General features: G+C 64.1%; 14 protein-coding genes. 9 read left to right on the top strand and 5 right to left on the bottom strand.

The window, feature by feature from the left end; all coding sequences use genetic code 11:
• Window positions 1–12: 12 nt before the first annotated feature.
• Complete coding sequence (locus tag ACR30Z_RS09930) at window positions 13–999, top strand: LacI family DNA-binding transcriptional regulator (protein ID WP_144651998.1); 987 nt, start codon at window positions 13–15, stop codon at window positions 997–999.
• A gap of 7 nt (window positions 1,000–1,006) precedes the next feature.
• Here the strand turns inward: ACR30Z_RS09930 and ACR30Z_RS09925 are convergent, their stop codons facing one another.
• The 3 genes from ACR30Z_RS09925 to ACR30Z_RS09915 all read right to left on the bottom strand — a co-directional run bounded on the left by ACR30Z_RS09925 (window position 1,007) and on the right by ACR30Z_RS09915 (window position 3,056).
• Window positions 1,007–1,414 carry a DUF6855 family protein gene (locus tag ACR30Z_RS09925; RefSeq protein ID WP_144651997.1) on the bottom strand — a complete coding sequence of 136 codons (408 nt, stop codon included), beginning with the start codon at window positions 1,412–1,414 and terminating at the stop codon, window positions 1,007–1,009.
• Between the two features lie 38 nt (window positions 1,415–1,452).
• Entirely contained in the window at window positions 1,453–2,781 is a 1,329-nt protein-coding gene (locus ACR30Z_RS09920; RefSeq protein WP_434372365.1) for an MFS transporter, read from the bottom strand.
• Between the two features lie 107 nt (window positions 2,782–2,888).
• A complete protein-coding gene (locus tag ACR30Z_RS09915) occupies window positions 2,889–3,056 on the bottom strand; it encodes a hypothetical protein (protein WP_167510503.1) in 168 nt (55 codons plus the stop codon).
• A 198-nt stretch (window positions 3,057–3,254) separates the two neighbouring features.
• Here ACR30Z_RS09915 and ACR30Z_RS09910 point away from each other — a divergent pair, with 198 nt between their 5' ends.
• The 4 genes from ACR30Z_RS09910 to ACR30Z_RS09895 all read left to right on the top strand — a co-directional run bounded on the left by ACR30Z_RS09910 (window position 3,255) and on the right by ACR30Z_RS09895 (window position 6,924).
• Window positions 3,255–4,091, top strand: coding sequence for a hypothetical protein (locus ACR30Z_RS09910; protein ID WP_434372363.1), 837 nt, complete (start codon window positions 3,255–3,257; stop codon window positions 4,089–4,091).
• On the top strand, window positions 4,075–4,824 hold the full coding sequence (locus tag ACR30Z_RS09905; RefSeq protein ID WP_434372361.1) for a LamB/YcsF family protein: 750 nt from the start codon (window positions 4,075–4,077) through the stop codon (window positions 4,822–4,824). The genes ACR30Z_RS09910 and ACR30Z_RS09905 overlap by 17 nt, the downstream gene beginning before the upstream one ends.
• 21 nt (window positions 4,825–4,845) lie before the next feature.
• Complete coding sequence (locus ACR30Z_RS09900) at window positions 4,846–5,622, top strand: biotin-dependent carboxyltransferase family protein (protein ID WP_434372359.1); 777 nt, start codon at window positions 4,846–4,848, stop codon at window positions 5,620–5,622.
• A gap of 117 nt (window positions 5,623–5,739) precedes the next feature.
• A complete protein-coding gene (locus ACR30Z_RS09895; RefSeq protein ID WP_434372357.1) occupies window positions 5,740–6,924 on the top strand; it encodes a Fic family protein in 1,185 nt (394 codons plus the stop codon).
• A 14-nt stretch (window positions 6,925–6,938) separates the two neighbouring features.
• On the opposite strand, the gene ACR30Z_RS09890 is transcribed toward ACR30Z_RS09895, so the two are convergent.
• Complete coding sequence (locus ACR30Z_RS09890) at window positions 6,939–8,294, bottom strand: DUF445 domain-containing protein (protein WP_144651991.1); 1,356 nt, start codon at window positions 8,292–8,294, stop codon at window positions 6,939–6,941.
• Window positions 8,295–8,344: 50 nt separating this feature from the next.
• On the opposite strand from ACR30Z_RS09890, the gene ACR30Z_RS09885 reads away from it, so the two are divergent.
• From ACR30Z_RS09885 to ACR30Z_RS09870, 4 genes are read left to right on the top strand one after another with little or no spacing between them, the layout of a single operon-like run.
• Entirely contained in the window at window positions 8,345–9,232 is an 888-nt protein-coding gene (locus tag ACR30Z_RS09885; RefSeq protein WP_434372354.1) for a glycerophosphodiester phosphodiesterase, read from the top strand.
• Between the two features lie 56 nt (window positions 9,233–9,288).
• A complete protein-coding gene (locus ACR30Z_RS09880; RefSeq protein ID WP_144651989.1) occupies window positions 9,289–9,723 on the top strand; it encodes a DoxX family protein in 435 nt (144 codons plus the stop codon).
• Entirely contained in the window at window positions 9,720–10,478 is a 759-nt protein-coding gene (locus tag ACR30Z_RS09875; protein WP_144651988.1) for an AzlC family ABC transporter permease, read from the top strand. The genes ACR30Z_RS09880 and ACR30Z_RS09875 overlap by 4 nt, the downstream gene beginning before the upstream one ends.
• A complete protein-coding gene (locus tag ACR30Z_RS09870) occupies window positions 10,475–10,786 on the top strand; it encodes an AzlD domain-containing protein (protein WP_144651987.1) in 312 nt (103 codons plus the stop codon). Before ACR30Z_RS09875 ends, ACR30Z_RS09870 begins: the two co-directional genes overlap by 4 nt.
• On the opposite strand, the gene ACR30Z_RS09865 is transcribed toward ACR30Z_RS09870, so the two are convergent.
• Window positions 10,783–11,271: a DUF5684 domain-containing protein gene (locus ACR30Z_RS09865; protein WP_208760025.1), complete on the bottom strand. Its 489-nt coding sequence runs from the start codon at window positions 11,269–11,271 to the stop codon at window positions 10,783–10,785. The genes ACR30Z_RS09870 and ACR30Z_RS09865 overlap by 4 nt on opposite strands.
• Between the last annotated feature and the right edge of the window lie 18 nt (window positions 11,272–11,289).

Here is an 11,289-nt window from a genome sequence, read left to right as displayed (position 1 = left end):
CAGAGGAGAGCCATGACCGGGAAACGGCCCACGCTGATGGACGTGGCGGAAGCCGCTGGTGTCTCCCGTGCCCTCGTTTCCATCGTCATGCGGGATGCTCCGGGCGCATCCGATGCCACGAGGCTCAAGGTGCGGGAAGCCGCCCGGACGCTGGGCTACAGACCGGACAGCCGGGCCCGACTCCTCCGAAGCAGCCGAACTCGGCTTCTGGGCGTCAGCTTCTCCACAGCCCATGCTTTTCACGCCGAAATAGTCGACGCCGCCTACGCCGGGGCCACATTGCGCGGCTACGATATCGCGCTCAGCGCAGTGGCCAAGGGCCGGCCGGAAGAGCGGGCCGTTGAGTCGCTGCTGGACCTCGGCTGCGAGGCCCTGATCATGATCTCCCCAACCCTCGGAGAGCAGGAGTTGGCGGCCTACGCCGCACGGTTGCCCGTTGTAAGCCTCCTCCGCGACGACGTGGGCGACACCCTGGACTCCGTGAGCAGCGACGATCACGCCGGTATCCGCATCGCGATCGAGCACCTCACATCGCTGGGCCACCGGCGGATCGCCCACGTGGACGGCGGAGAAACCGTCTCCGGCCCGCAACGCAGGGCAGCTTTCCGTGAGGAGATGGTCCGCCACGGCTTGGACGCGCGGGTGATCTCCGGTGGTCCCACGGAAGAAGACGGTTTGCGCGCCGGGCACGAGCTGCAAGCCGAGCTGCCCACCGCCGTCGTGGCTTTCAACGACCGCTGCGCGCTGGGCGTCTGGGAGAGCTTCCGGGCCGCGGGCCTTCGCGTGCCGGAGGACGTGTCCGTCCTGGGCTACGACGACAGCCAGTTCGCCCGCCTCAGTTATGTCCAGTTGTCGTCCATCAGCCAGGACGCACCGCTTCTTGCGCGCGCCGCAGTGGATCGCGCCGTCGACCGGTTGGAAGGCTCGACGTCGGCCGCGCACCTGGTGCGGACACCGCACCTTGTCGCTCGCCGCACCACAGGGCCGGCGTCCGCCTGACGCCGGGCTACTGCGGAATTCCCCGCATGCTGTTGTTCCGCTTTTCGTGCGTGAGCTCGGCCAAGCCCAGGGCCTCCAGCAGCGGCGGCATATACATACCGAACCGGCCACGGTAGCCCTTGCGGAGCCCGTACCAACCGCCCACCGGGTTGTCCTCGCTACGGCCCCACGCTTCGACGGTGCCGTCGGCAGCGTCCTTGCCTTCATCCGCGGCGCCGAGCGGGACCCAATCGCCCTGCTCCAAGAGCCAGGCGTGCAGATCCTCAATGGCACGGAGTTGGTAGAGCAATTTGGTGGAGCCCACTTGGCACACAAGGGTGGGCAGATCCGCGGCCTGGTCCTTGTACATGGTGTAGTCCGACGTTCCTGGGGGAGTGGTGAGCTGCCAGGGATCGTCCTTGGTTCCCGCGGCCATGGGTGTGTCCTTCCTGCTGATGGCTGATGACCTGTACGCTACACAGTGCCCGGCTCTGCGTCTGCAGATTCCGTGGCGCCAGAACTCAGCGGGTTCTGGATCTCGTCGGTCATCATGCGAGCAGCGAAGAGAGCCACGAAGGCCATGATGGGGCAGGCCAAACCACCGATGAAGAAGATGAGCCAGATGGGAACCACCTCGGCAAGGGGCCCGGCCAGGGCCATGGACACCGGCATCAATGCCAGGGAAACAAAGAAGTCCAGGCTGGAAATCCTGCCCAACAGATGCCTGGGCACTCGTCGTTGCAGCAACGTGCCCCAGATGACTGTGCCCACCCCCTCAGTGACTCCGAAGATGAGCATGGCAACGCCGAGCATCCAGAAGCTGTCCATGAAACCAATGGCGGCAACCGGCAGGCTCCCCAAACCCCATGTCACCACCATCACGGTCAGGTAGCGGCGGGGGAGGCGAAAGGACGCCGTTGCCAGCGCGGCTATGGCACTGCCTACGCCCATGATGGCCAGCAGGAAACCGAACATCCTCGAGTCGCCTCCCAGCTGGTCCTGGACAACGAAGGGAAGCAGGACTTCGATGGGTCCGATGAGGAACAGCACGGACAGGCAGGCCCAGATCAGGGTCCACAGGAGCCACGGCGTACGGATGGTGTAGCTGAAGCCTTCGCGGAGGTCCTTGAACAGGGATGATGTGGCTGGTTCCGCGGCCGAGCCGACAGAGTCCGAGCCGACAGAGTCCGAATCGACAGAGTCCGGGGCCAGCGTTTGGCGGCTCAGGAAGTTCACGATCCCGAAGGCCAGCAAATGGCAGACGGCGACTCCAGCGACGGCATATGCCGGGGACAATGCCGCCACCAGGATCCCCGCCAGGGCGGGGCCGGCCGCCTGCTGTAAAACCGGCCGGACTGTTCCTTCCAGGCCGTTCGCCGCCAAGAGATCGTCGGCAGGGAGGATCCTGGGCAGGATCGCGGAGTACGCCGGAAAGAAGAAAGCTTGGCCGACGCCCAGCACGAAAGCACCGATCGCCAAGTGCCACAGTTCCAGCACATTGAACATGGCCAGCGCGGTGACGGAGGCGATGACCGCAAGGTTGGCACCCTCCACTGCGATGATCAGGAGTCGCTGCGGGAGCCTGTCGGCCGCGATGCCGCCGGCCAGCACGAATCCCACCAAACCGATGCTGGCCGCAGTGGCCACCAGCGACAATTCGAGCGGACCGCCGCCAAGGTGGATCACCTCATAGACCATCGCCACAGCCCACATTCCGGACCCGAAGATCGAGATGGACAGTGCGGAAATCAACACCCGGAATTCCCGGTGCGCAAAGGGACGCAGCGCCCTCAAAGCGGCCATTTCACTAGCCTAAGCCTGGCTGCGGGTGCTGTGGAGGGCGAGCCTGTGCGCGCTTGGGCCGTGGGGGCCGCCCGTGGGGCGGAAACGAAGGGCGGGAGGAACCTAAGTTATGAGGCGCCCGACGGCGGTGCGTCGTCGTCGTCGATGTCCGGACCTTCCGCCGGGTCCTGGCTGTGAATGCCGGTATCGTGCGAAACCCAGCCTTCCGTCTCACCCTCCGCCGGAGCATCGGTGTGGTGCCGGATGGCATGTTCGGTCTTGTCTGTCGCCTTCATTACGGATACTTCCTGTCCTTGCTGGACTGCTTCCGTGAATGACCCCAGTCTACGCCGGGTGGGGTCTGTTGTGAGGTCCGCTCTGCGCGGAATCCTGTCCACATACGGAGAACAACGGGCCTCGCACTACGGGGGCGTGACATAGGCTGAACCCAGCAGTTCCCCGTTTCAACGACTAACTGCCAAGGAGAGGTGAAGATGCCCAAGCGCCCCAACCCGGCGGTGAAGATCGCCCAGGAAACAGCCCACAATGCTGTGTTCGATGACCAAGGCAACACCAAGCCCGGCGTGCACAATGTGCTGCTGAAAGCGGTGGAAGTCCAGCGCCCTTTGGTCCTGGCCAACCTGCGCAGGCTGCAACGGAAGCACCCCCATGACACCCCGGCGCAGCTTGCCGCCAAACTGGAGCGCCACTATCTGCTGGCCATCTCGGGTGGGGGCGCGGCCGTAGGCGCAACCGCCGTCGTGCCGGGTATTGGAACCGCGGCGTCGCTGGGACTTTCCGCCCTTGCGACCGTCGGCTTCCTGGAGACCACCGCGCTGTATGCGTCGTCCTTGGCGGAACTCCACGGCATCCGGCTCACCGATCCTGTGCGTGCCCAAACCATGGTCATGGCCATCATGCTGGGCGAAGAAGGCACGTCCATGTTGGGTGCCCTGAGTGGGCAATCGCTCGGGCGAGGCAAGGGCGTCACCAACGCATGGGGCCGCACCCTTACCAAAAAGATCCCCGGAAGTGGTTTCGGAGTCATTCGGGACTCCATCCAGCGCGCATTCCTCAAGAACCTCGTGAAGCGGCAAGGAACCGCATTCCTGGGCCGCGCCCTGCCCTTTGGCGTGGGCGCCGTGGTGGGTGGTGCCGGCAACCTGATGATGGGCCGCGCCGTGGTGTCCACCGCTAAGGAAGCATTCGGTCCGCTGCCTGATACCGTGCCGGGCGAACTGCTCCCGAGCGCCCCAAAGAACGTTGTCACTGCCAAGGTGGCACCCGAAAACACGACGCTGGAAGGCGGTAACAGTGGACCTGAACGCTGACCTGGGAGAGTCCTTCGGCTCGTGGACCATGGGCGACGACGCCTCGATGTTCCGCATCGTGAGCAGTGCCAACGTGGCCTGCGGCTTCCACGCCGGAGATCCGCTCACCATGCTGGACAGCTGCCGCGCGGCATTCGAACTGGACGTCCGGGTCGGTGCCCACGTGGGGTACCGGGACCTGGCCGGCTTTGGCCGGCGCTCGTTGGACATGACGTTCGACGAACTTTTCGGGGACGTGCTGTATCAATTGGGCGCACTCGACGGCATGGCCCACGCCGTGGGAGCTTCCGTGGATTACGTGAAGCCGCACGGTGCGCTCTACAACAGGATCGTCCACGACGCCGAGCAAGCCGAGGCCGTGGTGGCTGCCGTCCACGCTTACGATCCCGGGCTGCCCGTGCTTGGCCTCCCTGGTTCGTCATGGCTGACATTGGCCGAGGAATCAGGACACCCGGTGTTCCGCGAAGCGTTCGTGGACCGGGCCTACCGGCCGGACGGCACGCTGGTTCCCCGCACCGAGGAGGGCGCCGTCCTGCACGACCCCGCCGCGGTTGTGGCCCAGGCCGTGCGCTTGGCAACGCTGAAGGAAGTAGTGGCCGTGGATGGATCAGTGGTTCCGGTTCAGGCCGATTCCTTGTGCATCCATGGCGATACGCCCGGGGCCGTGGAGATGGCTGCTGCTGTTCGCCAAGGTCTTGAGCGGGCCGGCGTGCAGATCGAGGCGTTCGCGTAGTTCCCTGTAGAGGAGTTCCTGATGGGTGCTGTTGTGGTGGATTCGGGGTCCTTGAGCCTTGTGCTGAGTCCTGACCAAGTCCTGGATCGCGCGTCCATGCACTTGGCCAATGCCTTGCTGGGCAACCCGGAGTCCGCGGCTGGCCTGGAGGTTTTGGTGGGTGGCTTGAAGCTGCGCTTCGTGACGGGAACTGCTGTTGCCGTTACCGGCGCCGAAGGCCTCGTCACCATTAACGGCTCGGAGTTGGCGATGAACAAGGCCGTCCGGGTGGCGCCGGGCGCAGTGCTGGAGTTTGGTCCGGCGTTGTTCGGAGTTCGGTACTACGTGGCAGTCCACGGTGGGATTCTTGCTCCGGACGAGCCCTTGCGCTCCGGTTCCAACCTCACCTTCGGAAAGCCACAAAATCACGGGGATCCGTCCGAGCATGCACCAGCACGGCGCGCCGTAGACCCGGTACGGCCCGTGGTAGCCCGCGTAACCCGAGGTCCACAGGCTCGGAATGACGACGCCGGCACTTGGCTTCGGTTGACCACGGAACCATGGATTCTCTCGCCCGAGTCGGACCGTGTTGGCGCACGGTTGGTGGGCAGGCCCCTCGAGGTGACGTCGACTCCAGCACCCCAGCCACAACCTTTGGCAACGGGGTCGGTCCTGTTGCCGCCGTCGGGCCTTCCCGTCATCGCCTTGGCCGGACATCCGGAAACTGCGGTGTCGCCGGTCATCGCGGTGGTGCGCGACGAAGACCTGGACCTGATTGGCCAAGCGAGGCCGGGGCAGATGGTGCATCTGCTGGGCTGAGAAGAGTTGAGGCGATTTTCTCACCAAATGCTCTCTATGAGAATTGTTCCTCCGCATCTTCTCATGAACGTCCGTTTGTAAGAAGATTGGGGTATTACCTTTCTCGCGAGGAGCGCCATGAGTACGCAAACCGGGTGGCCGCCGATTGGCTACGAGGAGCGCCCCTGGTCAGCAGAGCCTGGCGCAGGCGTGTCCAGGCGGCAACGGCTGCTGGCCCGAGGGCCTTACGAGGCTGCCATACCGGCCCGCATCGCCACCCTTGACCCCGTGATCGATTCCCGGGCGCAATCGTTGGTTGAGACAGCCACCGTGGAAATGGTCCGATTTGACGCCGAATTAGGGCAGGACTCAACTCCCTTTGCTGCCTTGCTGCTGCGCAGTGAATCGGCATCGAGCTCGCAGATCGAGAACCTCACTGCCGGGGCCCGGAAAATCGTGTTGGCCCAACTGGGTGACCGCAGCAGCACCAACGCCTCCCTCATTGCGTCCAACGTAGAGGCGATGCAGGCTGCCATCAATCTGTCCGAGGACCTGAGCGTGGACAACGTTGGAACGCTGCACCACACACTTCTATCCACTTCGGACCAAGTCATTGCCGGCGAATACCGGAACTCCCAGGTCTGGATCCGCGGGAACTCGCCGCACTCCGCAGAGTTTGTGCCACCCCATCACGATCGCGTCATGGGCGCCATGGCAGATCTGGTGGAGTTCATGCAACGGGATGACATTCCGGCCCTGGCACAGGCAGCAGTGGCGCACGCACAGTTCGAGACCATCCATCCCTTTGCCGACGGCAACGGACGGACAGGCCGGGCGATTGTCAGTGCCATGCTCCGAGCCAAGGGAGTCACGGCGAACGTCACCATCCCCGTTTCCTCAGGACTCCTGACGGACACGCGCCGGTATTTCGACGCCTTGGGCGCCTATCGTGGAGGTGACATCCTACCCATTGTGGAGTTGTTCGCTGAGTCCGCGATGCTGGCTGTGGACAACGGCCGAATCCTCGTGGAGGACATCACGGCCGCCCAGTTGGACTATCGGTCCAAGGTTGGGGCAGCCCAGGAGTCGGTGCTGAGACTCGTGGAGCTCCTGCCTCGGGAACCGGCCATCACAGCGGAGATGGCGGCTGAGTACACGGGGGTCTCAACGGCAACGGCGTACCGTGCGGTGCAACGACTGGCGGGTGTCGGCATCCTCACGCCTGCCGGAAAGGTACGAGGTGTCAGCGTGTGGATTGCGGGCGACATCATCGTTGCCCTTGACGACTTCGCCGCGCGGGCCGGACGCCGCATCCGCCATTGAGGTGCAGCCCCGCCCTACCCAAACAGCAGGTGCGCCACCGTGAAGATCGCCAGTCCCGCCAGCGCACCCACCACGGTTCCGTTGATCCGGATGTACTGGAGGTCCTTGCCCACCTGCAGCTCGATCTTCTGCGACGTCTCCTCGGCGTCCCAACGTGCCACGGTGTCCGAGATAACGCCGGCGATGTCCGATCGATACGTATTCACCAGGTATCCGGCAGCATCGCCTATCCAGGCGTTGACCTTGCCGGCGAGTTCGGCGTCGTTGACCAGTCGCGCCCCGAAGTCGCGGACGGCGCTCTTGAAGCGGAGACTCAAGTCGCTGTCGGGATCGTCGACGGCGTTGAGCAGGGCAGTTTTCACCGTTCCCCAGGTGCGGGAGGCGAGTTCGCGGACCTCGGGGTCGCCCAGGATCTGCGACTTGATGGCCTCGGCACGCTCGATCATCGCCGGATCATGCTGTAGGTCCTGAGCCAGGTCCGTGAGGTAGGCGTCGATCGACTGCCGAACTTGGTGGTTCTGATCGGCTTGCACCGCACGCACGAACTTGGAGAGTTCCACGTAGACCCGGTCTCCCACCAGGCCATCCACGAAGGTGGGCACCCACAGAGGCGACCGGTCCGAGACAAGCCGGTTCACCGTGGCATGGTTGGCGTCCACCCAGTCCGCAGCACGGTCAACCAGCAGGTCCACGAGTTTGTGGTGGTGACCATCGGCGAAGATCCGTTCAGCCATGCGACCAACCGGCGGTCCCCACGGCGGGGTGAGCAGGTGCTTGCGGACCATGCCCTCGATGACGGCCTGTACGTCGTCGTCATTAAGGACCGTGAACGCACCGCGGATCACCGCGCCGCCCTCCTTGGCAACGCGTTCAGCGCCGCCCGGAGCTGACAGCCAGGTGCCGGCCTTGCGGGCGATGTCGATGCTGGCCAACTTCTCCTGCACCACCTCCTGGGACAGGAAGTTGCTTTCCACGAAGTCGCTGAGGGATTCGCCGATCTGGTCCTTGCGCCGCGGGATGATGGCGGTATGCGGGATCTTCAGGCCCATGGGGTACTTGAACAGGGCGGTGACGGCAAACCAGTCGGCAAGCGCGCCCACCATGCCGCCTTCGGCCGCAGCCCGAACATATTCAAGCCAGGGGTACTGCTTCTGGAACGCGAAGGCGACCGTGAAGATCACGGCCATGGTGATCAGGAGTGCCAGTGCCAACCGCTTCATGCGTTGCAGCGCGGCCGCCTTCTCCAAGTCGCCAGGGGAAAGTTCGACGACGGCGGAACGGCCGCGTGCTGGGGCGGAACCTGCCGCTGTTGCCGGCTTAGTGGGCTTGGTGACGTCTTCGGTTGGGATTTGTTCAGAGTTCACCTGCATTAGCCCAGCGTAGCCCCCGTTAGGACAGCGAGGTGGGCTACCGTGTCTGCATGACTAGCGACGACTTCGCCCCAAGCCGGCCCAAGGTCTATGCCCACCGTGGCGCCAGCGCAGCCTTCGCCGAGCACACCCGTGCGGCCTACTTGAAGGCAATCGCGGACGGTGCCGACGGCGTGGAGTGCGACGTCCACCTGACCCGGGACCAACATGTGGTCCTGCTGCACGATGCCAACCTTGACAGGACGTCCACCGGCACCGGACCAGTCGCGGAGCACACCTTGGAGGAGCTCCGGGCCTTGGACTTCTCCTCATGGAAGGGCGCACGCATCCCGGAAGCCTACGGGGGAGTGGCAGACCAGTTCCTGACGCTGCCGGAACTGCTGGACATCCTGCGTGGAGCCGGACGCGGGATCGGCCTGGCCATTGAGCTCAAGCACCCCAGCCCCTACGGCCTAAAACTTGAGGACAGGGTGTTGGCGTTGCTCGAAGCGGAGGGCTGGACGCCGGAGGAATCACGGCTGGAGAACATCCAGATCTCTTTCATGAGCTTCGACTCAGACTCCGTCCAGCGCCTGCTTCAGTCCGTTCCCGGGCAACATATCTGCCAGCTGGTGGACGATTTCACGGTCCAGGAGATCCGCCAGGAACTTGGTTTGGGCTTCCTGACGGGTGGGGCAGTAGCCAACGTCATGAGGGCGACACAGCAGGATGCCGAGAGGGTCCTGGACGAGGGCCAGGTAGGCATCGCCGGTCCCGGCATCGACTACGTCCGTGAACACGCCAGGAACGTCCAGCGTTGGTTGGAGGCCGGCCGCATTTTCCGGGTGTGGACCGTGGACTCGGAGAAGGATGTTGCCCTGTGCCAAGGCCTGGGGATCCACGAGATCACCACCAACAAGCCGGCGCAGGTCCTTGCCCAGCTAATGGTGTCCAACTAGCTTCACTCGGATTGGACGAACTTTGGGGGCCACCCCGCTTGTGATTGAGTTGTCTCATGTCATTTCGCTGGTCAGCCCAAGCAACCCGCACCACCTCCGCAGTAGCTTTGAGCGCGTTGCTCTTGGCCAGCGCCGCGAAGCACTTCCGTACGCCCAAGTTCTACTACCCCGTTGTGCCGGACTACCTGTGCCGCAAGGATGAGCCGGGGAGTCGCCCAAACGGTCCCCTGGCAGTTATGTCCCGTGAGGAATGGGTCGCATCGTCGGGCCTGCTGGAGGTGACTGCCGCCGTCGGGCTTCTGATTCCTGCCACGCGCAAGGTAGCCGCGGACGCGACCACGGCGATGTTCGCTGCATTCCTTGCGGGGCATATTGATGCGATTCGCCGGGCCTATGGGCCCAAAGGCACCGCAACCGAGCGACGCATCCACACTCTTCGCCTGCCGCTGCAGATCCCCCTGATCCTCTGGTCGTGGAGCCTGCGGAAATGAGCAGCAGTGCTGTTCCCATGAAGCTGCGGGACTCACCGGCGTTCAAAGTTGCCCTATCCCTGAGCATTGCCACCGGCCTCTACGGGGTGTCTTTCGGTGCGCTCTCCGTGGCGTCGGGATTCGATTTCTGGCAGACCATGGTCCTGAGCCTGTTGCTGTTCAGCGGCGGATCGCAGTTCGCCTTCATCGGCGTCGTCGCGGGCGGCGGATCCGGCGTGGCGGCCATGACAGCCAGCGCACTGCTGGGTTTGCGCAACGGCATCTACGGCATGCAGATCAATGCCATGTTGCGTCCCGGCGGCTGGAAGCGTTACGTCTCGGCCCATGTCACTATCGACGAGTCGACGGCGACGGCGTCCGGCCAGTCCGACCCCGACGAACAGCGCCGCGGATTCTGGACGGCCGGAATTGGCATATTCATTTTGTGGAATATTTTCACGGCGATCGGCGCACTGGCTGGTGACGCCATGGGAGATCCAAAACAGTGGGGTTTGGACGGAGCCGCCGTTGCAGCGTTCCTGGCCTTGTTGTGGCCCCGCCTGAAGGGTCGCGAACCCTGGGCCATTGCAGCGGCCTGCGCGTTGGCCACCATCCTGGCCGTGCCGTTCGTCCCGTCAGGAGTCCCCATCCTGGTGGCGGCAGTGGTGGCAGGTGTCATCGGCTGGTTCAGCCACGCACGCATGGACGAAGGGCTGGAGCCGGACCTGGACCCCTATGCCGAGAAGCACAAGCATCACGACGGAGGCAGGAAATGAACCTCTGGCTGTGGATCCTCATCGCGTGCGCATTGGCCTACGCCACCAAGCTTGTGGGCTATTTTGTCCCCGCCAAGCTGTTGGAGAGTCCCCGGATCATGCACGTCGCCGGCACCATGACCATCGGGTTGCTGGCGTCCTTGACGGTGGTAAACGCGGTTGCGTCGGGGCAGGGCTTGGTTCTCGACGCCCGCATCGGCGCGCTGGTGGCAGCCGCCGTCGCGCTGTGGCTTCGGGCGCCGTTCCTGGTGGTAGTGATTTCGGGCGCAGCAGCCGCAGCATTGCTGCGGCTGCTGGGTTGGGGCTAGCGGTACTGCTGACCGTTGGGCTGCTGGACCGGCGGCTGGGCGTAACCTTGCGGGTACGACGGCGGGTAGGCCACGAATTGCCGCCCCGCAGCGGGTCCGAGGTACTGCGCGGAGCCGTAGGACAGCATCGGCACGAAGACGACAGGCAGCAGTACCAAGCCAACCGTGTAGCCCGCATCCTTGCCAAATGACTTGGCGAGGTCGTTCAGCGAGACGATGCTGAAGTAGATCCCCGCAAACGGAATGAAGAACAGCAGGAACCAGTACCAGGGACGGCCTGCGATCTCCAGGAGTTTGATGCCGTTGTAGACCGGTACGAAGGCGCCCCAGGCGGGACGGCCTGCTTTGGTGAAGATTCCCATGTACAGCACACCAACAATCGCAAAGATCACGGCGAAATAGATCAGCATGAAGAGCAGGACCAGGCCGGCCGTAGCAGCGGACTCGGCGCCGCTGGAAGAGTATGAGCTCAAGGGAATATTCATACGGTTGACACTACGTGG

The sequence above is a fragment of the Paenarthrobacter sp. FR1 genome, from assembly GCF_051106045.1.
Taxonomy (GTDB): domain Bacteria; phylum Actinomycetota; class Actinomycetes; order Actinomycetales; family Micrococcaceae; genus Arthrobacter; species Arthrobacter nitroguajacolicus_A.
The sequence above is the reverse complement of the archived record's forward strand: the minus strand, read 5'-3'. Positions and strand labels throughout refer to the sequence as shown.

Excerpts from the sequence above, each read along its gene's own strand:
- ACR30Z_RS09930 (WP_144651998.1), top strand. The coding sequence starts at position 13 with ATGACCGGGAAACGGCCCACGCTGATGGACGTGGCGGAAGCCGCTGGT.
- ACR30Z_RS09925 (WP_144651997.1), bottom strand. The coding sequence starts at position 1,414 with ATGGCCGCGGGAACCAAGGACGATCCCTGGCAGCTCACCACTCCCCCA.
- ACR30Z_RS09895 (WP_434372357.1), top strand. The coding sequence starts at position 5,740 with ATGAGTACGCAAACCGGGTGGCCGCCGATTGGCTACGAGGAGCGCCCC.
- ACR30Z_RS09885 (WP_434372354.1), top strand. The coding sequence starts at position 8,345 with ATGACTAGCGACGACTTCGCCCCAAGCCGGCCCAAGGTCTATGCCCAC.
- ACR30Z_RS09900 (WP_434372359.1), top strand. The coding sequence starts at position 4,846 with ATGGGTGCTGTTGTGGTGGATTCGGGGTCCTTGAGCCTTGTGCTGAGT.
- ACR30Z_RS09920 (WP_434372365.1), bottom strand. The coding sequence starts at position 2,781 with ATGGCCGCTTTGAGGGCGCTGCGTCCCTTTGCGCACCGGGAATTCCGG.
- ACR30Z_RS09865 (WP_208760025.1), bottom strand. The coding sequence starts at position 11,271 with ATGAATATTCCCTTGAGCTCATACTCTTCCAGCGGCGCCGAGTCCGCT.
- ACR30Z_RS09875 (WP_144651988.1), top strand. The coding sequence starts at position 9,720 with ATGAGCAGCAGTGCTGTTCCCATGAAGCTGCGGGACTCACCGGCGTTC.
- ACR30Z_RS09910 (WP_434372363.1), top strand. The coding sequence starts at position 3,255 with ATGCCCAAGCGCCCCAACCCGGCGGTGAAGATCGCCCAGGAAACAGCC.
- ACR30Z_RS09915 (WP_167510503.1), bottom strand. The coding sequence starts at position 3,056 with ATGAAGGCGACAGACAAGACCGAACATGCCATCCGGCACCACACCGAT.
- ACR30Z_RS09870 (WP_144651987.1), top strand. The coding sequence starts at position 10,475 with ATGAACCTCTGGCTGTGGATCCTCATCGCGTGCGCATTGGCCTACGCC.
- ACR30Z_RS09890 (WP_144651991.1), bottom strand. The coding sequence starts at position 8,294 with ATGCAGGTGAACTCTGAACAAATCCCAACCGAAGACGTCACCAAGCCC.
- ACR30Z_RS09880 (WP_144651989.1), top strand. The coding sequence starts at position 9,289 with ATGTCATTTCGCTGGTCAGCCCAAGCAACCCGCACCACCTCCGCAGTA.